The sequence below is a fragment of the Cytobacillus sp. Bac17 genome (assembly GCF_024519925.1).
Taxonomy (GTDB): Bacteria; Bacillota; Bacilli; order Bacillales; family Cytobacillaceae; genus Cytobacillus; species Cytobacillus pseudoceanisediminis.
In genome coordinates, this window is record NZ_JALJRC010000048.1 from 1 (window position 1) to 26,317 (window position 26,317).

The window sequence follows — 26,317 nt, forward strand, 5'->3', positions numbered from 1 at the left end:
GAAGCGTGGCGACATGTGGAGCTGACTGATACTAATCGATCGAGGACTTAACCAAAACGAAAAGCGGAGGCGACTGTTCAACTTTGAGAGACGTTGGAGAGCCGGCCATTCAAATCCTGGTTTTGGGATTTGGAGGGACGGATCGAAACGGCCGAGAAGTTAGGAGCCGAAGCTAGACAAGTCATTGGTGAATACTCGGCAAATGCTTCTTCATGCATTATCTAGTTTTGAGGGAACGAAGTTTCTTCAACCAAATAGTCCGGTGGCGATAGCGAGAAGGTCACACCCGTTTCCATACCGAACACGGAAGTTAAGCTTCTCAGCGCCGATGGTAGTTAGGGGCTGTCCCCTTGTGAGAGTAGGACGCTGCCGGGCATATGAAAGAGCACCTGATGGGTGCTCTTTTTTGTGTGTTTGGATGTATTACTTTATCCAAATATTATATTTGAACTCTTCTTTTTGGTGGAAAATACATATATGCGTCACTTTTTCATGTTATGCTTCACTTTGGAATTTATATGCGTCCCTTTTACTCGTATATGTGTCAGAATTCATTTATATTCGCCACTCCTTACTTCACTGCCTGTTTTATGTGTTAAATCTGTTCTTTACCAAGATATATTATGCCAAATGTGAAATAAACTTCTAATCGAGATAGAAACATGCTGGATAATCTCCAAAACCTATTAGATAAAAACCTTTAGATACTCTCTCCTTTATATAGCCTCAACTAATGAAGGCATAATTCAGCCGTTTCATCCCACTCAAAAAAGGATAACCTATTCATAAAGAATCCAATTTGCAAAAAAAAGGTTATCAAACGCCAATTTCTTTTGTACAATAGGGACTTAATGGGGAAGGGGCGCCCATATGCCTTTAAATCCCCCATAAAGGAGGACGCTTGCTTTGCTGGAAAACAGTTTTATTATGGTCGCTATTATTTTGATCATTAATATTGTATATGTATCATTTTTTACCATCAGGATGATTCTTACGCTTAAGGGGCAGCGGTACCTTGCAGCTTTTATAAGCACCATCGAAGTTGTTATCTATGTCATAGGTTTAGGGCTGGTTCTGGATAACCTAAATGAAATACAAAATCTGATTGCTTATGCAGTCGGTTATGGAATTGGCGTTATTGCCGGCATGAAAATTGAAGAGAAGCTTGCTCTTGGCTATATTACGGTAAATGTAATTACAAAGGAATATGACAGGGATCTTCCAAAAGCTTTAAGGGATAAAGGCTATGGTGTCACAAACTGGGCTGCCAATGGACTTGAAGGCGATAGGATGGCCCTTCAGATCCTGACACCAAGAAAATATGAATTAAAGCTTTATCAGACGATTAAAGAGCTGGATCCTAAGGCCTTCATCATCGCTTATGAGCCAAAAACGATTCATGGCGGTTTCTGGGTGAAATCTGTTAAGAGAGGAAAGTTATCCCAATGAGCAAAGCCAAAAACAAAATGGTGTTTGAGGTCCAGGAAAACGAAACGATTGACCAGTGCCTGGACAGGATACAAAAGGCAGGATATATACCTGTTAGAAGGACTGAGAAGCCTATATTTAAAGAAGTTAAGACGGGTGGTAAAGTCGATTATGAACCGGCTGGAAGGCAGATAGTTTTTGAAGCAAAACGATTAGAAGATTAAAACACGAACATTAATTGTCTGACTTTTAGTATTGTTCGATTTTTCGATTGACAGAGTATCAGGTATGTTGTTAATATGATGGTAGTTAATAAAACGTGAATAAACCCCTCGTATAATAATGGGAATAGGGCCCATAAGTTTCTACCCGGCAACCGTAAATTGCTGGACTATGAGGGAAAGCTGATATGCCCGGCATGTAGAAGGAATGGTTCCTGCCGTTTGCAGGTGTCTTCCTTATGGTTCTTTTTAGCCCGGACAGATTACTTTCTCTCATATTAAGAGAAGGGTCTGTGCGGGTTTTTTATATTGGAAGATTTGGAGGAGAAAGAATGAGCGCACAAGCAGCAGTCATTATGGGAAGCAAATCAGATTGGGAGACAATGAAGCACGCTTGCGGAATTCTGGAAGAGCTTGAAATCCCTTATGAAAAAAAGGTTGTTTCAGCCCATCGGACTCCAGATCTTATGTTTGAATATGCTGAGCAGGCAAGAGACAGAGGAATAAAGGTAATTATTGCGGGTGCAGGAGGAGCGGCACACCTTCCAGGAATGGTTGCAGCGAAAACGACACTTCCTGTCATTGGAGTGCCAGTCCAATCAAAAGCTCTAAACGGACTGGATTCATTGCTGTCCATTGTTCAGATGCCCGGCGGCGTCCCGGTTGCAACGGTTGCGATTGGAAAAGCAGGAGCCACTAACGCCGGATTGCTGGCAGCACAAATACTTGGCGCTTTTGATACAGCCATTGCAGAACGTCTTCAGTCAAAAAGAGATAAAACAAAACAGGAAGTACTAGAAAGCAGTGATGAACTTGTCTAATAAAACAATTTTACCTGGACAAACAATTGGAATTATTGGCGGGGGACAGCTTGGGAGAATGATGGCACTTGCAGCAAAAGCAAATGGCTTCAGGATTGCCGTTTTAGATCCGGCAGAAGACTCTCCTTGCGGCCAGGTTGCGGATATTAAAATCATTGGAGAATATGGCCATTTAGATTCTATAAAAGAGTTAGCTGACGTCAGTGACGTTGTGACATATGAATTTGAAAATATCAGTGCGGAAGCTCTTGAGTGGCTATGTGCAAATGCGTACGTCCCACAGGGGAGCGAGGTGCTGGAAATCACCCAGGACCGGACAAAGGAAAAAGCAGCCATCCAAAAAGCCGGCTGCGAGGTAGCGCCATATGCGGTCATTACTACTGAAAAAGATATTTATGATAATATAGAAAAGCTTGGCTATCCAGCAGTATTAAAGACATCCAGAGGCGGATATGACGGAAAAGGGCAAGTTGTAATAAAGAGCGGGCAGGATATTAAGAAAGCTGCACAGCTTCTTGAGAATGGCGTGTGCGTCCTTGAAAAATGGATTCCATTCGAAAAGGAAATATCGGTTATTATCTGCCGGAATATCTCGGGAGAAAAAGCGGTATTTCCAGTCGGGGAAAATGTCCATAAAGAAAACATTCTGCACCAGACAATTGTGCCGGCCATGATCACAGCCGATGCTGAGGAAAGGGCAATAAATGCAGCAAACCAGCTGGCAGAAGCTTTAAGCCTTGTCGGTACATTGGCAGTCGAAATGTTTCTGACAAAAGACGGACAGATTTACATTAACGAGCTTGCGCCTCGTCCGCATAACTCAGGCCATTATTCGATAGAAGCTTGCGAAACCTCCCAGTTTGAACAGCACATCCGTGCAGTTTGCAATTGGCCGCTTGGCAGCACGGAGCTATTAAAACCGGCTGTTATGGTAAACATACTAGGAGAGCATCAGGAGCCTTTAATTAAGAAAATACCTGAATTGGATGACTGGAAGATTCACTTGTACGGAAAAAAGGATGCCAAATATAAACGCAAGATGGGCCATGTCACGCTTTTGCGGAAATCAGCCGAAGAGGCACTTGAAGAAGCAGAAAGAAGCGGCATTTGGACCCCTGTGAAGGAAAAGATCGGAGGATAAAACATGATTGAACGCTATACGAGACCGGAAATGGGAGCTATCTGGACAGAAGAGAACCGCTTTCAGGCTTGGCTTGAGGTAGAAATTCTTGCTTGTGAAGCTTGGGCTGAATTAGGGGATATTCCGAAAGAAGATGTTCAGAAAATCCGTGAGAATGCTTCTTTTAATATTGACCGTATTAAAGAAATCGAAGAGGAAACACGGCATGATGTGGTCGCTTTTACTCGTGCGGTATCTGAAACGCTTGGCGAGGAACGCAAATGGGTTCATTACGGGCTTACTTCCACAGATGTGGTTGATACGGCGCTTTCATACTTAATCAAACAGGCGAATGATATTCTTCTAAAAGATATCGAACGCTTTGTGGAAATCCTGAAAAACAAAGCACAGGAACACAAGCATACAGTAATGATGGGCCGTACGCACGGGGTACATGCTGAGCCGACTACATTCGGATTAAAGCTTGCACTATGGTATGAAGAAATGAAGCGTAATCTTGACCGCTTTAAAGAAGCAGCTGCTGGAGTGGAATTCGGTAAAATCTCAGGTGCAGTTGGAACATATGCAAACATCGATCCGTTTGTTGAAAAATATGTGTGTGAAAAGCTGGGCATCCAGCCAGCGCCCATTTCAACGCAAACACTTCAGCGTGACCGTCATGCACATTATATGGGGGCGCTTGCGCTTGTAGCCACTTCAATTGAAAAATTTGCGACAGAGATCCGCGGCCTGCAAAAAAGCGAAACGCGTGAAGTGGAAGAGTTCTTCGCGAAAGGTCAAAAGGGATCTTCAGCAATGCCGCACAAACGCAACCCGATTGGTTCAGAAAATATGACGGGAATGGCAAGAGTGATCCGCGGCTATATGATGACTGCGTATGAAAATGTGGCATTATGGCATGAGCGGGATATTTCCCACTCATCAGCTGAAAGAATCATACTGCCTGACGCAACGATTGCGCTGAACTATATGCTGAACCGCTTTGGAAATATCGTGAAAAATTTAACAGTCTTCCCTGAAAACATGAAGCGCAATATGGACCGTACGTTAGGGCTGATTTACTCTCAGCGTGTTCTTCTGGCCTTAATTGACAAAGGCATGACTCGTGAAGAGGCATATGATACTGTTCAGCCGCGGGCTATGGAAGCGTGGGAAAAACAGGTGCAATTCCGCAGCCTGATCGAGCAGGACGAGACGATTACATCAAAGCTAACCGAAGCAGAAATAGATGACTGCTTTGACTATAACTACCACATCAAGCATGTGGACACCATTTTTGACCGTCTAGGTTTATAAAAAAATAAAGAGGTAAAGAGCAGTCTTTACCTCTTTATTATCGGGAAAATTCCCAATCTTCTTAATAATAATGTCTAGCAGACATGTGCTATTCAAATAAGGGAGGCTCTCCGCTATGGAAAAAGGAGAATTGTTATACGAAGGCAAAGCCAAAAAGGTTTATCAAACAAACGATGAAAATATCGTCTGGATTGAATACAAAGATTCTGCAACAGCCTTTAATGGTGAGAAAAAAGCAAGCATCAGCGGCAAGGGCCGTTTGAATAACGAGATTACGAGTTTGCTTTTTTCAAAGCTTCATGACCTGGGAATTGAATCTCACTTTATTGAAAGACTTTCAGAGACTGAGCAGCTTGTTAAAAAGGTGGATATCATTCCGCTCGAAACAGTGGTCCGCAATGTTGCAGCGGGGAGCTTTTCTAAGAGATTGGGAGTTGTAGAAGGGAAAGAGTTACCGAGGCCGATTGTTGAATTCTACTACAAAGATGACGAGCTCGGTGATCCGCTGCTGACAGAAGATCATATTGAAGTTCTTCAGCTGGCTGATAAAAAGGAAGCAGCCCTTTTACAGGAAAAGGCACTTCAGGTTAATGCCATTTTAAGAGACTTTTTCAAAGACCTCGGCATTAAATTAGTAGATTTTAAGCTGGAGTTTGGTAAAGATGAATCAGGACAAATTCTGCTGGCTGATGAGATTTCGCCAGATACTTGCAGGCTTTGGGATATTGAAACAAATGAAAAGCTGGATAAAGATGTTTTCCGCAGAGACCTTGGAAATTTAACAGATGCTTATGAAAATATTTTAGCTCGACTGGGAGGCCAAACAGTATGTACAAAGTAAAAGTTTTCGTCACATTAAGAGAAAGTGTTCTAGATCCTCAAGGAACAGTTGTAAAAAATTCTCTGCATTCCATGAATTACAGCGAAGTGTCTGATGTGCGCATTGGAAAATACATGGAACTGACAGTGGATAAAAGCGACCGTCCTGTTGAAGAAGCTGTGAAGGAAATGTGTGAGCGCTTATTAGCTAATGTAGTGATTGAAGATTACCGCTTTGAAATTGAGGAGGCTGTTGCTCAGTGAAGTTTGCTGTGATCGTATTTCCAGGGTCTAATTGTGACATCGACATGTACCATGCAGTAAAGGATGAGCTTGGAGCGGAAGCCGAATATGTCTGGCATGACGCGGAAAGTTTAGACGAATATGACGGGATTCTTCTTCCCGGCGGTTTCTCTTACGGAGATTATCTCCGTTCGGGTGCTGTCGCACGCTTCAGTAATGTCATGAAAGAAGTTGTTAAAGCGGCTGAAGCAGGAAAGCCGATCCTGGGCGTCTGCAATGGATTTCAAATCCTTCTTGAAGCTGGTCTTTTGCCTGGGGCAATGAGAAGAAACGATAGCCTGAAATTCATCTGCCGCACCGTGGAGTTACGGGTTGAAAACAATGAGACCATGTTTTCATCTGCATATGAGAAGGATGAAGTAATCAATATTCCGATCGCCCATGGTGAAGGAAACTATTATTGTGATGAAGCTGTTCTAGCTGAATTGAAGAAAAATAACCAAATCGTTTTTACTTACAATGGAACGAATCCAAATGGCAGCCTGGAAAACATCGCAGGCATTGTCAATGAAAAAGGAAATGTACTCGGCATGATGCCGCACCCTGAAAGAGCTGTTGATGAGCTTTTAGGGGGAGCAGATGGCCTGAAACTTTTTCAATCAATCGTAAAACAATGGAGGGAAGCACATGTCGTTAATGCTTGAGCCAAGTCCGGAACAGTTAAAGGCACAGAAGGTATACAAAGAAATGGGTTTGTCTGATGACGAATTTGCGATGATTGAAAAGATTATCGGGCGTTTGCCAAATTACACAGAAATCGGTTTGTTTTCGGTTATGTGGTCAGAGCATTGCAGCTATAAAAACTCAAAGCCCGTTTTAAGCAAATTTCCGACAACAGGAGAGAAAGTACTTCAGGGACCAGGGGAAGGAGCTGGAATTGTTGATATCGGCGATGGGCAAGCAGTTGTTTTTAAAATTGAAAGCCACAACCATCCGTCTGCAATCGAGCCTTACCAGGGGGCAGCAACAGGTGTCGGCGGGATTATCCGCGATGTATTTTCAATGGGAGCAAGACCGGTCGCGCTCCTCAACTCTTTACGCTTTGGAGAATTGGATACTCCTCGTGTACGGTACCTTTTTAAAGAAGTAGTCGCAGGCATTGCAGGTTACGGAAACTGCATCGGCATTCCAACAGTTGGGGGAGAAGTGCAGTTTGATTCTTCCTATGAAGGAAATCCGCTTGTAAACGCTATGTGTGTCGGCTTAATCGACCATAAGGATATTAAAAAAGGCCAGGCCCATGGAGTAGGCAACACAGTCATGTATGTTGGAGCAAAAACCGGCCGTGACGGTATCCATGGTGCTACTTTTGCATCTGAAGAATTAACAGACCAATCAGAATCAAAACGCCCGGCTGTCCAGGTTGGCGATCCATTCATGGAAAAGCTTCTGCTAGAGGCATGCCTTGAACTGGTCCAGTCTGACGCACTTGTCGGCATTCAGGATATGGGAGCTGCCGGTCTGACAAGCTCTTCTGCTGAGATGGCCAGCAAAGCGGGATCCGGAATTGAAATGAATCTTGACCTTGTTCCTCAAAGGGAAACAGGCATGACTGCATATGAAATGATGCTTTCCGAGTCTCAGGAGAGAATGCTGATTGTCGTGAAAAAAGGACGCGAGCAGGAGATCGTTGATTTATTTTCCAAGTATGGCCTTGAAGCAGTATCTATCGGCAAGGTAACCGATGATAAAATGCTCCGCCTGACTCATCAGGGAGAAGTGGTAGCAGAGCTGCCGGTAGATGCGCTTGCAGAGGATGCGCCGGTTTATCATAAGCCATCAAGCGAGCCGGAATATTTCCGCGAATTTCAGGCAATGGAAAATGAAGTTCCTGCGGTTGAAGATTATAAAGAAACATTGGTAAAGCTCCTTCAGCAGCCGACAATCGCCAGCAAGGAATGGGTTTATGACCAGTATGACTATATGGTCCGCACGAATACAGTAGTGGCACCTGGATCAGATGCTGCAGTCATTCGCATCCGCGGCACCCGCAAAGGATTGGCCATGACGACAGACTGTAATTCACGTTATATGTATCTTGATCCTGAAACAGGCGGAAAAATTGCTGTGGCTGAAGCAGCAAGAAATATCATTTGCTCCGGCGGTCAGCCATTGGCGATAACAGATAATCTTAACTTCGGAAACCCGGAGAAGCCTGAAATCTTCTGGCAAATCGAAAAAGCGGCAGATGGAATCAGTGAAGCATGCCGCACATTGAATACGCCAGTTATCGGCGGAAACGTCTCTTTATATAACGAAACAAATGGAACAGCTATCTACCCAACACCTGTCATTGGAATGGTCGGGCTTGTTGATGACATTGATCATGTTACAACACAATCATTTAAAGCAGCTGGTGATCTTATTTATCTGGTAGGCGAAACAAAGGATGAGTTCGGCGGCAGTGAGCTGCAGAAGATGACATACGGCAAGATTTTTGGAAAAGCGCCTGAACTTGATCTCGAAAAAGAAGAAAAGGCACAGGAACAAATTTTAAAAGCTATTCGTTCGGGACTTGTTGCATCTGCCCATGATGTGGCAGAAGGCGGTTTAGCGGTAGCAGCTGCGGAAAGCCTGATTGGTTCAACAGGTCTGGGAGCGGATATCAAGGTAAAAGGAAATGCGACTTCAGCTTTATTCAGTGAATCACAATCCCGTTTCTTGCTATCTGTCAAAAAAGAAAACCAGGAAGTATTTGAAAGTTTAGTAGACGCGACATTAATCGGTGAAGTAACAGAAGCACCTATACTTTATATCTCCAATGAAGAGGGCCTATTGCTTGCTGAACAGGTTGACGTTCTAAAGCAGGCCTGGAAAGGGGCTATCCCATGCTTGCTGAAATAAGAGGACTGAATGAAGAGTGCGGTGTTTTTGGAATCTGGGGGCATCAGGATGCTTCCCAGATCACGTATTACGGGCTTCATAGTCTGCAGCACCGCGGCCAGGAAGGCACGGGAATGGTTGTTACCGATGGCAAAAAGCTGAAAGGCATAAAAGGTGAGGGGCTAGTAACGGAAATTTTCACTGCAGATGCCATGAAGGAACTGGAAGGAAAAGCAGCAATCGGACATGTACGCTATGCGACTGCCGGCGGGGGCGGATATGAAAATGTCCAGCCTCTGCTATTCAACTCACAAAGCGGAAGTCTTGCACTTTGCCATAATGGAAACCTGGTGAATGCGACTGCATTGAAGCATCAGCTTGAAGGACAGGGAAGCATTTTTCAAACGAGCTCGGATACAGAGGTGCTGGCTCACTTAATTAAGCGTGCAGGCTTCTCTTCACTTAAGGACCGTGTCAAAAATGCTTTATCCATGATTAAAGGAGCTTATGCTTTTCTGATTATGACCGAAACAGAACTGATGGTTGCGCTGGATCCGAACGGCATGAGGCCGCTCTCGCTTGGCAAAATCGGCGATGCTTATGCGGTTGCATCTGAAACATGTGCTTTTGATGTTGTCGGTGCAGAGTATATCCGCGATATCCTGCCAGGAGAACTGCTGATTATTGACGACAATGGATTCCGTTCTGAAATGTTTGCAATGGCCTCTAATATTGCAATGTGCACAATGGAATATGTTTATTTTTCCCGTCCGGACAGTAATATCAACGGGATCAACGTTCATACAGCCCGGAAAAACCTTGGAAAGCAGCTTGCCTTTGAGGCGCCAGTTGAAGGGGACGTCGTTACGGGCGTACCTGACTCAAGCATCTCTGTCGCGATTGGCTATGCTGAAGCTACAGGCATTCCATATGAGATGGGCTTGATAAAAAACCGCTATGTTGGCCGGACTTTTATCCAGCCATCCCAATCGCTGCGTGAGCAGGGTGTAAAAATGAAGCTGTCTCCGGTACGCGGAGTTGTAGAGGGCAAGAGAGTCATCATGGTGGACGACTCGATCGTTCGAGGAACAACAAGCAGACGGATCGTCACAATGCTGAAAGAAGCAGGAGCTACAGAAGTGCATGTGCTTATCAGTTCACCGCCAATTAAAAATCCATGTTTCTATGGAATCGACACATCAACAAAGGAAGAATTGATTGCCGGCAATCATTCAGTTGAGGAAATAAGAGAAATCATTGGTGCGGACACACTTACCTTTTTAAGTACAGAGGGCATGGTCAAAGCAATCGGCCGAAAAGACGGACAATGCCTGGCATGCTTTACAGGCCAGTATCCGACGGAGATTTATCCAAGCACTTTGCATCCTTATGAAAAGGTATAAATATGAAACTTGGCCGGTATTTTGCTCTTTTTGGCCGGTAAATATAAAGAATTAACCGGTAAATCATCATTTTTGACCGGTAAAAGCACAATGTTGGCCGATAAAATACAAAATCGGCCTTTATTTTTCCAACCAAGAGGTGAAAAGGAATGGCAAATGCATATAAACAGGCCGGAGTAGATATTGAAGCTGGCTATGAAGCAGTTTCCCGCATGAAAAAGCACGTACAGAAGACGATTCGTCCTGGTGTGCTTGGCGGTTTGGGCGGATTTGGCGGCATGTTCGATCTATCTGAACTTAACCTGAAGGAACCGGTTTTAGTATCAGGTACAGATGGTGTCGGCACGAAGCTGATGCTCGCTTTTATGATGGATAAGCATGACACGATTGGGATTGATGCGGTCGCAATGTGTGTAAATGATATTGTTGTACAGGGAGCGGAACCTCTTTATTTCTTGGATTATATCGCCTGCGGAAAAGCGGCGCCTGAACGGATTGAAGCGATTGTGAAAGGAATTGCGGATGGCTGCGAACAGGCAGGATGCGCACTCGTAGGCGGTGAAACAGCTGAGATGCCTGGCATGTACAGTGAGGAAGAATATGACCTTGCCGGCTTTGCGGTCGGTGCCTGTGAAAAATCCAGCCTGATTAATGGTTCCGATATTAAAGCTGGAGATGTACTGATTGGGCTTGCATCCAGCGGAATTCACAGCAATGGCTACTCACTTGTCAGAAAGCTGTTTTTTGAAAAAGCGAATCTGTCCTTGACAGATCATGTAGAAGAATTAGGCTGCACTTTAGGGGAAGAGCTGCTTCGCCCTACAAAAATTTATGTAAAGCCGCTTCTATCAGCTATGAAGCAATTCAAGCTGAAGGGCATGGCGCATATTACCGGAGGCGGATTTATTGAAAATATCCCCCGCATGCTGCCTGAAGGTCTTGGCGCCCAGCTTAGTGAAAGCAATTGGGAAGTGCCGCCTGTGTTCACGCTTATGGAGAAGATCGGCGGACTGGAACGCAAAGAAATGTACAACATTTTTAATATGGGAACAGGCATGGTGATTGCAGCGGATAAAGAAAATGCTGATAAACTAATCACCTATTTTAATGATATCGGAGAAAAATCCTATCTAATGGGGACAGTGACGGATCAGGAAGGAATTGAAATTCTGTAACTTGGAGGAAGTCATGAAAAAAATCGCAGTGTTTGCTTCCGGAAGCGGAACGAACTTTCAGGCCATTGCCGATGCTGTAAAAAAAGGTGATTTGCAGGCTGAGATCGTCTTGTTTGTCTGTGATCGGCCAGGTGCATACAGCACACAGCGTGCACAAAACGAACAGGTTCCGCAGTTTGTTTTTTCAGCTAAAGACTATGCTGGCAAAGCAGAGTATGAAAGAGCGATTTTGCAAAGGCTGAAGGAGAGCGGCGCCGAGTATATTATTCTCGCAGGCTACATGAGACTGATCGGCCCGACGCTTTTGAAAGAGTTTGAAGGCAGGATTATTAATATCCATCCTTCTCTTCTTCCTGCTTTTCCTGGTAAGGATGCAATTGGCCAAGCGTTATCTGCCAATGTGAAGGTAAGCGGTGTAACGGTTCATTTTGTCGATGAAGGTATGGATACTGGGCCGATTATTGCTCAAGCGGTAGTTGATATAAGTGCGGGTGAAACGCTGGATAGCCTTCAAAAGAAGATACATGAAGTCGAGCACAAACTTTATCCGCAGGTTTTGCAAAATCTTTTCTATGCTAAAATGGTAGAGAACTAAAGTGTATCATTCAACAGAGACAGGGGGAGCGAACATGAAGAAACGTGCATTAATCAGTGTTTCCGATAAAAATGGCATAACAGAATTTGCCGAGCAGTTAAGCGAACTGGGTTTTGAAATTATCTCAACAGGCGGTACAAAAAAAGCGCTGGAAGAGAGTGGAGTCCCCGTTATCGGAGTAAGTGATGTGACAGGCTTTCCGGAAATTTTGGAAGGGCGTGTGAAAACATTAAATCCAATGATTCATGGCGGGCTGCTGGCAAAGCATGGCGAACCAGGCCACAAACAGCAGCTTGAGGAGCATGGAATCCAGCCTATCCAGGTTGTGTGCGTGAATTTGTATCCGTTCCAGCAAACTATCGCTAAGCCAGATGTGACAGTAGAGGATGCGATAGAGAATATTGATATCGGCGGCCCGGCCATGCTGCGTGCCTCCGCCAAAAACCATGACTATGTAACGGTTGTGGTGGATCCGGCCGATTATGAAACAGTTCTTTCACAGCTAAAAGAAACCGGAGAGGTTCAAAAGGAAACCCGCCGCAGACTCGCTGCAAAGGTTTTCCGCCATACTGCTTCCTATGATGCGATGATCGCTGAATATATGACAGATTTGGCAAATGAAGAAACACCTGAAAAATTAACGGTTACGTATGAACTGAAGCAAACATTGAGATACGGGGAAAATCCGCATCAAAAGGCTGCCTTTTACCGCAAGCCGCTTGGTTCTGAATTTTCGATTGCTAACGCTGAACAGCTTCACGGCAAGGAATTATCCTACAACAATATCAATGATGCAGATGCAGCTCTCCAAATAGTAAAGGAATTCTCAGAGCCTGCAGCGGTTGCAGTTAAGCATATGAATCCTTGCGGAGTGGGGACTGGGGAAAATGTATTCGAAGCTTTTTCAAAAGCTTTCGAGGCGGACCCTGTATCAATCTTTGGCGGCATTATTGCCCTGAACAGGGAAGTAGACGCTGAGACAGCGAAAAAGCTATATGAAATCTTCCTTGAAATCATCATTGCACCTTCCTTCTCAAATGAAGCGCTTGAGATTTTAAAAGGGAAAAAGAATCTGCGCCTGCTGACTATTCCTTTTGAAGGCAAAAAGAAAGCGGAGATGAGATTGTCCGCCATTGAAGGCGGCTTGCTGACGCAGGAATATGATCTATTCACCCTTGATAATGCAGAAGTAAAAGTTCCGACCAAGAGAGAGCCAACAGAAGAAGAGTGGAAAGCATTGAAGCTGGGCTGGAAAGTTGTGAAGCATGTAAAATCCAATGCCATTGTCGTAAATGATGCAAATATGACACTTGGGGTCGGTGCCGGGCAGATGAACCGCGTAGGCTCTGCCAAAATTGCGCTTGAGCAGGCCGGTGAAAAAGCGAACGGAGCTGTACTGGCATCCGATGCCTTTTTCCCAATGAACGATACAGTTGAAACGGCAGCCAAAGCAGGCATCACAGCCATCATCCAGCCGGGAGGCTCAATCCGTGATGAGGATTCCATCAAAAAGGCTGATGAGTACGGAATTGCAATGGTCTTTACAGGCGTACGTCATTTTAAACATTAATCGAAAAGCGGAAGCGCCTCGATCAGGGGCGACAAGCATAAGACGAGCTGTCGGAAAGGTGGCCCTTTACCTTTTTGACAGGTTGGCTTATGACCTCGAGCCCCTAGGCGCTGGAGCTGGACAATACGAAAAGCGGAAGCGCCTCGATCAGGGGCCTTGCTATTATAGCTGACATTTTTACGGAGGTGGGCGTAATGAAGGTATTGGTTATAGGAAGAGGCGGCCGAGAGCATGCAATTTGCTGGAAGATGAATCAAAGCCCTTCAGTGAAACAGGTTTTTGCGGCTCCAGGAAATCCGGGAATGGAAGATTCAGCTCAAGCGGTTGCCATCCAGGAACATGAACAGGAAAAACTTGTGCAGTTTGCTCAGGATAATGAAATCGAATTGACTGTAATCGGGCCGGAAGTGCCGCTGCTTGAGGGGCTGGCTGACCGATTTGAAGAAGCCGGGTTAAAGGTATTTGGGCCGAGAAAAGCAGCAGCCGAAATTGAAGGCAGCAAGTCCTTTGCCAAGGAGCTAATGAAGAAATATGCTATCCCCACTGCCGAATATGGGGTATTCAGCAACTATGAAGAAGCGAAAGCCTATATTGAAGCAAAAGGCGCTCCCATTGTTCTTAAAGCAGATGGCCTTGCAGCCGGAAAAGGCGTAATAGTGGCCATGACTATGCAGGAAGCATTGTCTGGGATTGAGGAACTTTTATTGAATGAAAAGTTTGGCCAAGCTTCTTCAACGGTTGTAATTGAAGAATTCCTTGAAGGCGAAGAATTTTCCTTAATGGCCTTTGTGAACGGTGAAACGGTGATTCCGCTAGAAATTGCACAGGACCACAAGCGTGCCTATGATGGAGACCAGGGACCGAATACTGGCGGAATGGGGGCTTATTCACCGGTACCGCATATTGGTGATGAAACAGTTGCAGCGGCTGTTGAACATGTTTTGAAGCCGGCAGCAAAAGCAATGATTCAGGAAGGCCGAAGTTTTACCGGTATCCTGTATGCAGGTCTGATCAAAACAACAGCAGGCCCGAAGGTAATTGAATTTAATGCCCGTTTTGGAGATCCTGAAACACAGGTGATTTTACCCCGCATGAAGTCGGATCTGGCGGGAGTAATGCTGGCAGTCCTAAAAGGGGAACAGCCTGAAGTCGAGTGGGATAAGGAAGCAATCGTCGGAGTGGTTGCTGCTTCTAAAGGCTACCCTGAAGCTTATGAAAAAGGAGCCGTTCTGAATGGGCTTCAATCACTTACAAATGTCTCCGTCTTCCATGCCGGCACTGATCGAAACAGCTCAGGTGAGTATGTGACAAATGGAGGCCGCGTGCTGCTGGCAGGCGCTAAAGCTCCTACTCTGAAAGAAGCACAGCAAAAGGTATATTCCGAACTCGAAAATCTTCAGTGTGAAGGTGTATTCTACCGCAAAGATATTGCCGATAAAGCTATCGCGCACGTCCTTTCTTAGTCTTCCGGATATACACAAACAGGAGTGCTACAATGCTTCCAATTATTGCTGCCAGGACGAACGTCATATCCATTACGTATTCCCAAAACATATTGTCAGCTCCTTTCAATTTTCCAGCCCCCATATAGGGAGCTGGATTTTTTAAGAAATTTAAGATGGATTATACGGGAGAATTTCCTCAACAGCATCATCATTATTGTGATTGCCATCCTGCTTTCGCTTTTCCTGAACCATGTCCTGGCCTCTTTCAAAAAGAGCTGTCAAAGGGCAAAAGCGGACAATTCCCTCTGCCACCTTCATGCCGCCCAGCATGGCCATCATGAGGTAAGAGTCCCGCCAAGGTCTTTTCACAAGCTTTGAAGTGCTCCAGGCTAAGACAGTTAATCCGACTGTTATGCGTATTAAGGCATTTACTATGCCGATATTTGGTTTTACATTCATGGTTGTGTCACCACTTTCACAAAAATTTTACAATCTTTTACTGATTCTTTAATGCGTTAAACAGTGAAATATGTTACTATAAAAAACAAGAGAAATGAAAGGGCTTTCTTTATTGATTTATAGCCATTTCACTCATTGATTTTATTCTAAAAACAGAGTCTTTTATATATAGATATCAACAAGGGAGGGAGTATGGTGCTGGAACAGCGTTACCGTTGGAAAAACAGACACTTGCGTGAACATGTTTCCGTATTGGACGGAAAACTGTCACCGACGATATTACTAAAGAACGCCCGTTATCTTAATCAGGCACTTCGCAAATGGATAACAGCAAATATATGGATTTATGGCGACCGTATTGTTTATGTGGGCGAAAAGCTGCCGGAAAAAATAGAACAGTGTGAGGTCGTTGATTGTACGGGACTCACGCTGGTTCCTGGATATATTGAACCGCATGCCCATCCATTTCAATTATATAATCCCCATTCCCTGGCGAGCTATGCATCGCAGTTTGGTACAACAACCCTGATTAATGACAATATGGTCCTTGCTTTACAGCAGGATAAAAAGAAAGCGTTTTCTTTCCTGAAGGAAATGAGAAACATGCCTGCAACAACTTATTGGTGGTGCCGATTTGATGCACAAACGGAAATCCAGCATGAAGAATCCGTTTTTTCGCATGGGAACGTTAAATCATGGCTTGAGCATGATGCCGTGCTTCAGGGAGGAGAGCTTACAGGCTGGCCGAAGCTTTTGGATGGCGATGATATGATGCTTCATTGGATTCAGGAGACTAAGCGGATGAGGAAAAAGATTGAAGGCCATTTTCCTGGGGCATCCGAAAAAACGCTGGCAAAGCTCATGCTGCTTGGTGCTGATTGCGACCATGAGTCGATGACGGGAAAGGATATTTACAATCGTCTTTTACAGGGATATACCGTATCTCTCAGATATTCTTCCATCCGTCCCGATTTGCCGGTTTTATTGGACGAGATGCATGAAATCGGCATTGATCAATATGATCGGATGATCTTCACAACAGACGGTTCCTTTTCCTCCTTCTATGAACAGGGAATTATTGACCATATGATCCGCATTGCCATAGATAAAGGAGTGCCGGTAATTGATGCTTATAACATGGCTACCATTAATGTGGCCCGTCATTATGGAATCGATTATTTACATGGCTCCATTGCGACAGGAAGGGTGGCCAATATTAATTTTCTGTCAGATGAAAAAGAACCAACTCCATTATCTGTTATTGCCAAAGGGGAGTGGGTGAAAAGAGATGGTGAAAACCTGCACGCCTATAAGCCTGTAGAATGGGGAGAATACGGCTTCGAACCGCTGGATATTGATTGGGAGCTAACTGCTGATGATATGCAATTCTCCATGCCTTTCGGGATAAAACTGGAGAATGCAGTTATTACGAAGCCCTACTCCATCACGATTGACGTTTCATCCGAAGAACTGGAGAAAGACCATGATGAATGTTTCTTCATGCTTGTTGACCGGAATGGACACTGGCGCATAAATACGATACTAAAAGGGTTCTCGAAAAGCCTGGATGGAATGGCAAGTTCTTTTTCCAATACCGGTGACATTATCTTAATTGGAAAAAGAAAACAGGAAATGCTGAATGCTTTTAACCGGCTGAAAGAAATTGGCGGAGGCATTGTCATATCAGAAGGTGGAAGAATTGTCCAGGAGATGGAACTCCGCTTAAAGGGTGTGATGTCCCATAAAAATGTGGAGGAATTAATGGAGGAAGAAAAACAGCTTGTTCATTATTTGCGTGATCAAGGCTATAGACATGAAGATCCAATGTATACGCTGCTCTTTTTCTCTTCAACGCATCTGCCTTATATCAGGATTACTCAGCAGGGGATGTATGATGTAATGAATAAAACGGTACTCTTTCCAACGATAATGCGTTAAAATATAAAAGTATACTATATAATAGAGATAAAGACTGCTCAGTGGTGGAGCTAACATAGAACCTGCATCAAAGCAAAAAACACAGGGGTGCTAAATGCTAAAAAGATGGATAGCTGTATCAGCAGCGGCAATGCTTTTAGTCTCTGGCTGCAGCAAAGAAAAAACTGAAGAGCCTGAAAAACAAGATACGGAAAAAGCGGAAGAGGCTGCAAAAGGGGTAAGCTCTGAAAAAGAACTTCCATTTCACTATCCTCTCACAGGCTTCGGGTCGGAGGCTGAGGTGGATGGAAGGGCTGTAGCGGTGATGATCAATAATCATCCGAAAGCCCGTCCGCAATCCGGGCTTAACCAGGCTGATATCGTCTACGAATTGCTGGCAGAAGGGGACGTGACGCGTTTTCTTGCTATTTTTCAAAGTGAGCAGCCCGAAATGATAGGGCCGGTAAGAAGTTCAAGAGATTATTATATTGAGCTGGCGAAAGGCTATGACAGCCTCTACATTGCCCACGGCTATAGTCCGGAAGCCAAAGAATTGCTGGATCAGGGCTATATTGATAATCTGAATGGAATGCAGTATGACGGTACACTGTTTAAACGGGAAAGCTTCCGCCAGGCTCCTCATAATTCCTATATTTCATTCGAAAATGTGCTGAAGGGTGCAAAGGAAAGAAATTATGTGATGGAAAACGAACCGGAATCTCTGGCGTTTCTGTCGAAGGAAGATGCAAAGGCTATTCAGGGAGAGGATGCTGACTCTGCCATGATCTCCTATTTGGACAATGAATTATTCAATGTCATCTATGAGTATGATGCGGCACTGGAGAAATACAAAAGATATTCCAATGGCGAACTTACAGCTGATTACAAATCCGGCGAACCTGTATTGCTTGATAACATCTTCATTGCAGAAGCAGACCATAAAGTGGTTGACAGCGCGGGCCGCCGTGATATTAACTTAACTTCTGGGGGAAAAGGATACCTCCTGCAAAAAGGGAAAGTGACAGAAGTAAAATGGGAAAATATTGACGGGCGAATTCTTCCTGTATTAAATGGGAAACAGGCTGGCCTGGTGCCAGGAAAGACCTGGATCAACATCGTTCCATCAAGCATGGGCAATGAGCAAACGGTTTCCTTTGAAGCTAAACAATAATTATGTCAAAAACTATTACAATAAAGGGGTATGCAAATATATGCAAATTGATAAGCTAAGAGGCAAAGAACTGGATCAGTTATTTAAATCTGTTTTATCTTTAAATGACCTGGAAGAGTGCTATCGCTTTTTTGATGACTTATGCACAGTTAATGAAATACAGTCCCTGGCTCAGCGTCTGGAAGTGGCACGCATGCTTCGTGAAGGCAAAACCTATCATAAAATTGAAACAGATACGGGCGCAAGCACGGCAACCATTTCCCGCGTGAAGCGATGCCTCAACTATGGAAATGATGCCTATGAAATGGCACTGGAAAGAATCAAAGAAGAAGAACCTGAAAAAGCGTAAATATTCGTATTACTTAAACCGATGGGGCTGTTCCCGCGGTTTTTTTCTTTGTTTCCCCTAATAATTTTTTCCACCTCATAAAGACTTCCTGCTTTTCTTTTTTATTCACAATCTTAAATGATATAATGATGAAATGGAATGATAGAATGGAGGCAATTTTGCATGTATGATGTTCGCGAATGGAGCCACGTTTTTAAGCTCGATCCGGATAAAAATATATCAGATGAAAACCTGGAAATGATTTGTGAGTCTGGAACAGACGCGATTATTGTGGGCGGGACGGACGGAGTAACGCTGGAAAAGGTGCTGGATTTAATGGCACGCATCCGCCGATACACAGTCCCTTGTGTGCTGGAGGTTTCAACCATTGATTCAATTACCCCGGGCTTTGACTTATACTTTATCCCGACAGTCCTTAACAGCCGGGACGTGAAGTGGATTACAGGCCTTCACCAGGAGGCTGTAAAAGAATATGGGGATATCATGAATTGGGAAGAAATTCTGGTTCAGGGTTATTGCATCCTGAATGAAGATTGCAAAGCGGCACACGTTACCAATTCAAGGACAGATTTATCATTGGATGAGGTAAGGGCATATGCCATGATGGCTGAGAAGATGTTCAGCCTGCCAATCTTCTATCTGGAATACAGCGGAAAGTACGGAGACGCTGAAGTGGTCGCAGAGGTGAAAAATACGCTTGAAGAAACCGTATTATTTTACGGCGGCGGCATCATGAATGCCGAGCAGGCAAGTCAAATGGCTGAGCATGCGGACGTAATTGTGGTCGGAAATATTATTTACGATGATCTGCAGGCTGCATTGGCCACTGTCGAAGCTGTTCGTGCCTAATTCAGTTGCTGATGATTATAAAAAAAGATAAAATAGATATAAGAACATATGTTTCTATGGTGGTGAAGAGAAGAAATGCAATTTTTAACGGATAAATTATTGAACGGACTGAATCCGCAGCAGCAAAATGCGGTAAAAACAACTGACGGACCACTTCTTATAATGGCAGGAGCAGGAAGCGGAAAGACAAGAGTGCTTACCCACAGGATTGCTTACTTGATGGTAGAAAAGGGTGTGAACCCCTACAATATTCTGGCAATCACTTTTACAAACAAAGCAGCCCGTGAAATGCGTGACCGTATTCATAACATGATGGGCGGAGCTGCAGATGAAATCTGGATTTCGACGTTCCACTCCATGTGCGTTCGAATCTTAAGAAGAGATATTGACCGTATTGGCTATAACCGCAATTTCACGATTCTTGATTCAACAGATCAGCAATCGGTGATTAAATCAATCCTCAAGGATAAAAACCTGGATCCAAAGAAATTTGATCCGCGTGCTATCCTGGGGTCTATCAGCTCGGCAAAAAATGAATTGATTACCCCTGAAGAGTATGCGAAAACAGCAGGAGATTATATTCAGCAGGTTGCAAGTGATGTATATACAGAGTACCAAAAGAGACTAAGACGCAACCAGGCGCTTGATTTTGATGATCTTATTATGATCACGATTCAGCTGTTCCAGAGAGTGCCGGAAGTGCTTGAATATTATCAGCGCAAATTCCAGTATATTCATGTGGATGAGTACCAAGATACTAACAGAGCTCAGTATATGCTGGTCAAGCTTTTGGCAAGCCGTTTCAAGAATCTGTGTGTGGTCGGTGATTCCGATCAGTCCATCTATAAATGGCGCGGTGCGGACATAGCCAACATCCTTTCTTTTGAAAAGGATTATCCAAATGCACAGACTATTATGCTCGAACAAAATTACCGATCAACTAAAAGGATTCTGCTGGCTGCGAACGAAGTCATCAGCAAGAACCTCAACAGAAAGCCAAAAAACCTTTGGACTGAAAACGCAGAAGGCAATAAGATCTTCTACTATCGTGCCGACAGCGAGCAGGGAGAAGCGCAGTTTGTTGCAGGGAAAATTAAAGAATACATCAGCAGCGGCAAGCGAAGCTTTTCGGATATTGCTATCTTGTACCGCACAAACGCACAGTCCCGTGTAATGGAGGAAGTACTGTTAAAGTCGAACATTGAATATTCCATTGTCGGCGGTATCAAGTTCTACGACCGCAAAGAAATTAAGGACATCCTTGCTTACCTGCGTCTGATTGCAAATCCGGATGATGATATCAGCCTTCAGCGTGTCATCAATGTGCCAAAACGCGGAATCGGCTCCGGTTCCGTTGATAAAATCGCCAACTTTGCACAGCTTCACGAGATGAGCATGTTTGAAGCTCTTGAGTCCATTGAACTGATTGGCCTGAGCCCGAAAATTACAAAAGGGGCTATTGAATTCAGGGATTTGGTTAAAAACTATACACAAATGCAGGAATACTTATCTGTGACAGAACTTGTGGAAGAGCTGCTGGAGAAATCAGGCTACCGGGATATGCTCATTGCCGAGAAGTCCATTGAAGCCCAGAGCCGTCTGGAAAACATTGATGAATTCCTATCTGTTACAAAAAACTTTGAAGAAGCCAGCGAAGATAAATCGCTTATCGCATTTTTGACTGATCTGGCTCTTGTGGCTGACATTGATAAATTGGATGATGATGGGGAAAAAGCTGAATCAGTTGTGCTTATGACACTTCACTCAGCAAAAGGGCTAGAGTTCCCTGTTGTCTTTTTACTAGGTCTTGAAGAAGGTGTATTCCCGCACAGCCGTTCTCTAATGGAAGAATCGGAAATGGAAGAGGAGCGCCGTCTTGCTTATGTGGGAATCACGCGGGCAGAAGAGGAGCTTTACATTACGAATGCACAAATGCGTACTTTATTTGGACGCACGAATATGAATCCGCCATCCCGATTTATCAAAGAAATTCCTGCTGATTTGCTGGATGGGCTTGAACCTGCTAAAAAGCCGTCTCCATTTGGATCATCCCCGTTTGGATCTCCTTCAGCTTCAAGAGGAGCACAGCCTCAGCGGAAAGCGGTGGTTCGTCCATCTGCATCGAATACAGGCGGAGATGAAATTGACTGGAAAGTCGGCGACAAAGCCCAGCACGGAAAATGGGGTACAGGTACAGTTGTCAGTGTAAAAGGTTCCGGCGAAGGAACAGAACTGGATATTGCGTTCCCAAAACCAGTTGGCATTAAACGTCTGCTGGCCAAATTTGCACCGATTACAAAGGCGTAAATTTAGAGCAGCCTGCCAGGCATTTTTTAAAGGATTATAGAAAGGGTTGAATGTATGGACCTTCAATTGGCAGAAAAAAAGGTGAAAGATCTGCACAACCTTTTGAATCAGTATAATTATGAATACCATGTTCTTGATCAGCCGTCTGTTCCAGATGCTGAATACGATAGACTGATGAGGGACCTCATTGAGCTTGAAGAGCAATTTCCCGAGCTGAAAACAGAAGACTCTCCAACACAGCGGGTTGGAGGGGAAATCCTTGATATGTTTGAAAAGGTGGAGCATCAGTCACAAATGCTCAGTTTGGGCAATGCCTTCAGTGAGCAGGACCTAAGAGACTTTGACCGCCGTGTCCGCCAGGGTGCAGGTGAAAATGTTTCTTATGTATGCGAATTGAAAATCGATGGGCTGGCTGTCTCCCTCCGTTATGAGGATGGGCTTTTTACTCTCGGTGCCACACGCGGGGACGGATCCATCGGTGAAAATATCACAGCAAATTTAAAGACCATTCGCTCTATCCCTCTCCGGCTGAAAGAGAGTGTCACGATGGAAGTGCGCGGTGAGGCATTCATGCCAAGGCGTTCTTTTGAAAAATTGAATAAAGCGAAAGAGGAGAATGGGGAAGAGCCTTTCGCAAACCCAAGGAATGCCGCAGCAGGTTCATTAAGGCAGCTTGATCCGCGTCTGGCGGCAAAGCGAAATCTCGATATTTTTGTCTACGGCATAGCGAATGTAGGGGATACAGGCGTTGTATCCCATAGCGAAGGTCTGGATTATCTGGATAGCCTTGGATTTAAAACGAATAAAGAACGCAAAAGATGTGAAAGCATCGAGGAAGTCATTGAATATGTACAGGGATGGACTGACAAACGTCCAAACCTGTCTTATGATATTGATGGCATCGTTATTAAAGTCGATTCACTTGAATCACAGGAGCAGCTTGGCACTACGGCAAAAAGCCCACGCTGGGCCATTGCTTATAAATTCCCTGCAGAAGAGGTTGTTACCACATTAAGGGATATTGAATTAAGCGTTGGGCGAACTGGAGTAGTTACGCCAACTGCACTTCTGGAGCCTGTCCGTGTTGCCGGAACGACTGTTCAAAGGGCGTCACTGCACAACGAAGATTTAATTCGCGAAAAAGATATTAAGATTGGCGATCAGGTCGTTGTGAAAAAAGCAGGAGATATTATCCCTGAAGTTGTAAATGTACTGGCTGACAGGAGAACGGGTGAGGAGCAGGATTTTAACATGCCGACACATTGCCCTGAGTGTGAAAGCGAACTGGTCCGCCTTGATGGTGAAGTGGCATTGCGCTGCATTAATCCAAAGTGCCCGGCCCAGATCAGGGAAGGCCTAATTCACTTTGTATCCCGCAACGCCATGAACATTGATGGCCTTGGTGAAAAGGTGATCAGCCAATTATTTGCCGAAAATCTGATTAAAGATGTGGCAGATATCTATAAATTAACGTATGAACAGCTCATCCAGCTCGAGAGGATGGGTGAAAAGTCAGTAAATAACCTCATTCAGGCAATTGAAAACTCCAAGGGCAACTCATTGGAAAAGCTTTTATTTGGGCTGGGGATCCGCCATGTTGGCGCAAAGGCAGCCAAGACGCTGGCCCAGGAGTTTGGCCATATGGAAGCACTTGAAAAAGCATCCCGGGACAATTTAACAGCTATCAATGAAATTGGTGAAAAAATGGCTGATTCCATCGTTTCCTTCTTTGATCAGGAAGAAGCCCATGAACTGATTGCGGAGCTGAAAGCAGCTGGGGTCAACATGGCTTATAATGGGCCAAAGCCTGTTTCGGCCGAAAACTCGGATAGTTTTTTTGCAGGAAAAACAGTGGTTCTGACAGGAAAGCTTGAAATAATGAGCCGGAATGAAGCAAAAGAAAAAATAGAGGCGCTAGGCGGTAAAGTATCCGGAAGCGTCAGCAAGAAAACAGATGTTGTAATCGCCGGAGAAGAGGCTGGATCCAAACTGACGAAGGCCCAGGAGCTTGGAGTAGAGGTTTGGAACGAGGAGAGACTGGTTGAAGAATTAAATAAGTAAGAGGGTGTAAGCTCCGTGAAAAAACTGATGATGCTTGCTTTATCTCTAACCCTTCTGCTAGCAGGCTGTGCGCCTAATTTTAATAAGCAGGAGGAAGTTGTTCAGGAAGACAAGAACGAAAAGGATAAGGCAATCATTCCGAACTATAAAATTTCTGAAAAGTATTATCGAACACTGCTGCCTTTTGAACCAAGTGAATCCAGAGGTCTCGTGGTCAATAATGTAAACACCAAATATGATATCAATGAATTTGAGACAGGACTTATGAGAGTTGCGCAAAACACGTTTGATCCTGATAAATACTTATTCCAGGAAGGACAGTATCTAAAGAGAGGCACAGTCCAGGCTTGGCTAAACCGTAAATTCACTGATGCTCAGCTGAAGGAACGCGAAATGAAGGCAGAAGACAATATCGGCTTAAATCCAATGATCGCAGATGGCGGAGATATTGATAAAAACAATGAAAAAAGCCCGATCTACCTTGCCCATATTCTTGAACACAACTATTTGCTGAAAAATGATGATGGAAAAGTGGGGCTCGGCGGTGTTGTAATTGGCCTTGCCATGAACTCTGTCCATTATTATCAAAAGGAACAATATGGTGCCACTTTCGAAACAAAGATTGACCAAGATGTCATCGAACGGGAAGGTAAAAAGCTGGCTGAAGAAGTACTGCAGAGAGTACGGCAAATCAAAGGCCTGAAAGATGTGCCGGTAACCATTGCTTTGTTTGAACAGCAATCAAGAACTTCGGTGGTGCCAGGCAGCTTCTTTACATACGCTACGGCGGATAAAGGAAGCACTAAGCTTGGCGGATGGGAAGACGTCAACGAGAAATATGTCCTTTTCCCTTCAAACACGGCTGAAAAAAATCATCGAGATGATTTAACGGCTTTTCTTAACTTTAAACAGGATGTAGAAACCTATTTCCCAAACTTCAATGGAGTTATCGGGAAAGCCTTCTACGCTCAGGACCAATTGCAGGAAGTTAATATTGATATCCCAATCCAATTCTATGGAAAAGCAGAAGCGATTGGATTTACCCAGTATGTAACAGGGCTTGTCGTCAAACACTTCCCTGAATACATCTCAGTCCAGGTGAATATCTCATCTGTCAACGGACCGGAAGCGCTAGTAGTCCGGAAAGCAGACCAAAGCGAACCTTTTGTCCACATCTATCAATAGAACCAGGGTACCCAGAAGTGCAGAAGATGCATCTTCTGGGTTTTTTAATTTCAGGAAAGAGGGTTACGGGCATTGTGGAAAATTGGAAGCAGTTTGAGAAAATCTGGTGTCATAGAGGCTTCATGAAGACGAAAAAGGAAGTGGAACGAGGAAAATGGTCGTCATAGAGTATTCATGAAGACGAAAAAGGAAGATGCTCGAGGAAAATGGTAGTCATAGAGGGTTCATGACGACGAAAAAGAAAGAGGAACAGGAAAATGGTAGTCATAGAGGGTTCATGACGACGAAAAAGAAAGAGGAACGAGGAAAATGGTAGTCATAGAGGGGTTCATGACGACGAAAAAGAAAGAGGAACGAGGAAAATGGTCGCCATAGAAGGCAATGGCGACACAATAGAGAGATGCAAGGATAAGGGTCCCCATAAAAGTTCATAGCTGTAAAAATGATAAGAAGTAAACAAAAATGATATTCACTGCTAAAAAATAACAGCACTAAAATTTTTTATATAACAGTTTTATCCAAAACCTGCCACAAGAATCTTCAACCCCTTATCCTTCTAAGTAAAACTGCAATTTCTCTCGATGGATGTTAATATATAACATCAGCGGAGAATGTTTGAAGATAATGTTATTTTCGTGTTAATATAGTGATTGGATGAAAACGTTTTAAGAGAATAGCAGACCTTTCTCCAGCATGTTTTTAAAACGGGGCGGGGCGCTACGATCTGGCGTTTGATATTTGTACACACAGGAGGCGGTAAAAATGGTACAACCTTATAAGCATGAGCCATTCACGAATTTTAAAGAAGAAGAAAATCGTGAAGCATATTTAAAGGGTTTACAAACTGTAGAAAGCTATTTGGGCCAGGATTATGATCTTTTAATTGGCGGAGAGCGCATTTCTACTGAAGATAAAATTGTATCAATCAATCCTTCTAATAAAGAAGAAGTAGTTGGCCGTGTTTCAAAGGCAAACCGCG

The 26,317-nt window shown here is 44.2% G+C and carries 24 protein-coding genes, 1 rRNA gene, 1 pseudogene and 1 riboswitch; of the genes and pseudogenes, 24 read left to right on the forward strand and 2 right to left on the reverse strand.

The window, feature by feature from the left end; translation table 11 throughout:
• Window positions 1–93: 93 nt before the first annotated feature.
• The 16 genes from NR125_RS27400 to purD all read left to right on the forward strand — a co-directional run bounded on the left by NR125_RS27400 (window position 94) and on the right by purD (window position 15,058).
• On the forward strand, window positions 94–225 hold the full coding sequence (locus tag NR125_RS27400; protein ID WP_256816566.1) for a hypothetical protein: 132 nt from the start codon (window positions 94–96) through the stop codon (window positions 223–225).
• A 33-nt stretch (window positions 226–258) separates the two neighbouring features.
• Window positions 259–375: ribosomal RNA gene (gene rrf, locus NR125_RS27405) — 5S ribosomal RNA — on the forward strand.
• 531 nt (window positions 376–906) lie between these two features.
• Window positions 907–1,449: a DUF2179 domain-containing protein gene (locus NR125_RS27410; RefSeq protein WP_009336735.1), complete on the forward strand. Its 543-nt coding sequence runs from the start codon at window positions 907–909 to the stop codon at window positions 1,447–1,449.
• A complete protein-coding gene (locus NR125_RS27415; RefSeq protein WP_019382942.1) occupies window positions 1,446–1,652 on the forward strand; it encodes an NETI motif-containing protein in 207 nt (68 codons plus the stop codon). Before NR125_RS27410 ends, NR125_RS27415 begins: the two co-directional genes overlap by 4 nt.
• 88 nt (window positions 1,653–1,740) lie before the next feature.
• Window positions 1,741–1,842: riboswitch (purine riboswitch) on the forward strand.
• A gap of 139 nt (window positions 1,843–1,981) precedes the next feature.
• Window positions 1,982–2,470: a 5-(carboxyamino)imidazole ribonucleotide mutase gene (purE, locus tag NR125_RS27420; RefSeq protein WP_026041807.1), complete on the forward strand. Its 489-nt coding sequence runs from the start codon at window positions 1,982–1,984 to the stop codon at window positions 2,468–2,470.
• Complete coding sequence (gene purK, locus NR125_RS27425; RefSeq protein ID WP_175502193.1) at window positions 2,457–3,611, forward strand: 5-(carboxyamino)imidazole ribonucleotide synthase; 1,155 nt, start codon at window positions 2,457–2,459, stop codon at window positions 3,609–3,611. The genes purE and purK overlap by 14 nt, the downstream gene beginning before the upstream one ends.
• A gap of 3 nt (window positions 3,612–3,614) precedes the next feature.
• Entirely contained in the window at window positions 3,615–4,907 is a 1,293-nt protein-coding gene (purB, locus tag NR125_RS27430) for an adenylosuccinate lyase (protein ID WP_009336739.1), read from the forward strand.
• A gap of 115 nt (window positions 4,908–5,022) precedes the next feature.
• Window positions 5,023–5,748 (forward strand): phosphoribosylaminoimidazolesuccinocarboxamide synthase, encoded by a 726-nt coding sequence (purC, locus tag NR125_RS27435; RefSeq protein ID WP_019382939.1) that lies wholly within the window; start codon window positions 5,023–5,025, stop codon window positions 5,746–5,748.
• Window positions 5,736–5,990: a phosphoribosylformylglycinamidine synthase subunit PurS gene (gene purS, locus NR125_RS27440; RefSeq protein WP_256816567.1), complete on the forward strand. Its 255-nt coding sequence runs from the start codon at window positions 5,736–5,738 to the stop codon at window positions 5,988–5,990. Before purC ends, purS begins: the two co-directional genes overlap by 13 nt.
• On the forward strand, window positions 5,987–6,673 hold the full coding sequence (gene purQ, locus NR125_RS27445) for a phosphoribosylformylglycinamidine synthase subunit PurQ (protein ID WP_019382937.1): 687 nt from the start codon (window positions 5,987–5,989) through the stop codon (window positions 6,671–6,673). The genes purS and purQ overlap by 4 nt, the downstream gene beginning before the upstream one ends.
• Window positions 6,657–8,873 (forward strand): phosphoribosylformylglycinamidine synthase subunit PurL, encoded by a 2,217-nt coding sequence (purL, locus tag NR125_RS27450; RefSeq protein WP_019382936.1) that lies wholly within the window; start codon window positions 6,657–6,659, stop codon window positions 8,871–8,873. Before purQ ends, purL begins: the two co-directional genes overlap by 17 nt.
• Window positions 8,858–10,255, forward strand: coding sequence for an amidophosphoribosyltransferase (purF, locus tag NR125_RS27455; RefSeq protein ID WP_071158092.1), 1,398 nt, complete (start codon window positions 8,858–8,860; stop codon window positions 10,253–10,255). The genes purL and purF overlap by 16 nt, the downstream gene beginning before the upstream one ends.
• 149 nt (window positions 10,256–10,404) lie before the next feature.
• Entirely contained in the window at window positions 10,405–11,430 is a 1,026-nt protein-coding gene (purM, locus tag NR125_RS27460) for a phosphoribosylformylglycinamidine cyclo-ligase (RefSeq protein WP_019382935.1), read from the forward strand.
• A gap of 13 nt (window positions 11,431–11,443) precedes the next feature.
• Complete coding sequence (purN, locus tag NR125_RS27465; protein ID WP_019382934.1) at window positions 11,444–12,025, forward strand: phosphoribosylglycinamide formyltransferase; 582 nt, start codon at window positions 11,444–11,446, stop codon at window positions 12,023–12,025.
• 34 nt (window positions 12,026–12,059) lie between these two features.
• The gene (purH, locus tag NR125_RS27470) at window positions 12,060–13,595 is read left to right on the forward strand and encodes a bifunctional phosphoribosylaminoimidazolecarboxamide formyltransferase/IMP cyclohydrolase (RefSeq protein ID WP_019382933.1); all 1,536 of its coding nucleotides are present in this window, start codon (window positions 12,060–12,062) and stop codon (window positions 13,593–13,595) included.
• Window positions 13,596–13,789: 194 nt separating this feature from the next.
• The gene (gene purD / locus NR125_RS27475; RefSeq protein ID WP_256816568.1) at window positions 13,790–15,058 is read left to right on the forward strand and encodes a phosphoribosylamine--glycine ligase; all 1,269 of its coding nucleotides are present in this window, start codon (window positions 13,790–13,792) and stop codon (window positions 15,056–15,058) included.
• Here purD and NR125_RS30005 read toward each other — a convergent pair.
• Window positions 15,036–15,149, reverse strand: coding sequence for an EYxxD motif small membrane protein (locus NR125_RS30005; RefSeq protein WP_335582802.1), 114 nt, complete (start codon window positions 15,147–15,149; stop codon window positions 15,036–15,038). The genes purD and NR125_RS30005 overlap by 23 nt on opposite strands.
• Window positions 15,150–15,208: 59 nt before the next feature.
• Window positions 15,209–15,499, reverse strand: a complete 291-nt coding sequence (locus tag NR125_RS27480) for a YgaP family membrane protein (protein WP_009336749.1) — start codon at window positions 15,497–15,499, stop codon at window positions 15,209–15,211.
• 195 nt (window positions 15,500–15,694) lie between these two features.
• On the opposite strand from NR125_RS27480, the gene NR125_RS27485 reads away from it, so the two are divergent.
• The 8 genes and pseudogenes from NR125_RS27485 to NR125_RS27520 form a co-directional block, all read left to right on the forward strand.
• Window positions 15,695–17,437 (forward strand): adenine deaminase C-terminal domain-containing protein, encoded by a 1,743-nt coding sequence (locus tag NR125_RS27485; protein WP_026041806.1) that lies wholly within the window; start codon window positions 15,695–15,697, stop codon window positions 17,435–17,437.
• A gap of 94 nt (window positions 17,438–17,531) precedes the next feature.
• Window positions 17,532–18,587, forward strand: coding sequence for a DUF3048 domain-containing protein (locus tag NR125_RS27490; protein WP_019382931.1), 1,056 nt, complete (start codon window positions 17,532–17,534; stop codon window positions 18,585–18,587).
• Window positions 18,588–18,627: 40 nt separating this feature from the next.
• Window positions 18,628–18,936 (forward strand): YerC/YecD family TrpR-related protein, encoded by a 309-nt coding sequence (locus NR125_RS27495; RefSeq protein WP_019382930.1) that lies wholly within the window; start codon window positions 18,628–18,630, stop codon window positions 18,934–18,936.
• A 162-nt stretch (window positions 18,937–19,098) separates the two neighbouring features.
• Window positions 19,099–19,785: a heptaprenylglyceryl phosphate synthase gene (pcrB, locus tag NR125_RS27500; protein ID WP_009336753.1), complete on the forward strand. Its 687-nt coding sequence runs from the start codon at window positions 19,099–19,101 to the stop codon at window positions 19,783–19,785.
• Window positions 19,786–19,860: 75 nt separating this feature from the next.
• Window positions 19,861–22,092: a DNA helicase PcrA gene (pcrA, locus tag NR125_RS27505; RefSeq protein WP_009336754.1), complete on the forward strand. Its 2,232-nt coding sequence runs from the start codon at window positions 19,861–19,863 to the stop codon at window positions 22,090–22,092.
• A 54-nt stretch (window positions 22,093–22,146) separates the two neighbouring features.
• Window positions 22,147–24,153: an NAD-dependent DNA ligase LigA gene (gene ligA, locus NR125_RS27510; protein ID WP_256816576.1), complete on the forward strand. Its 2,007-nt coding sequence runs from the start codon at window positions 22,147–22,149 to the stop codon at window positions 24,151–24,153.
• 15 nt (window positions 24,154–24,168) lie between these two features.
• On the forward strand, window positions 24,169–25,338 hold the full coding sequence (locus tag NR125_RS27515; protein WP_019382927.1) for a CamS family sex pheromone protein: 1,170 nt from the start codon (window positions 24,169–24,171) through the stop codon (window positions 25,336–25,338).
• 762 nt (window positions 25,339–26,100) lie between these two features.
• Window positions 26,101–26,317 (forward strand): annotated as a pseudogene (locus NR125_RS27520) (L-glutamate gamma-semialdehyde dehydrogenase); the annotation flags it as partial.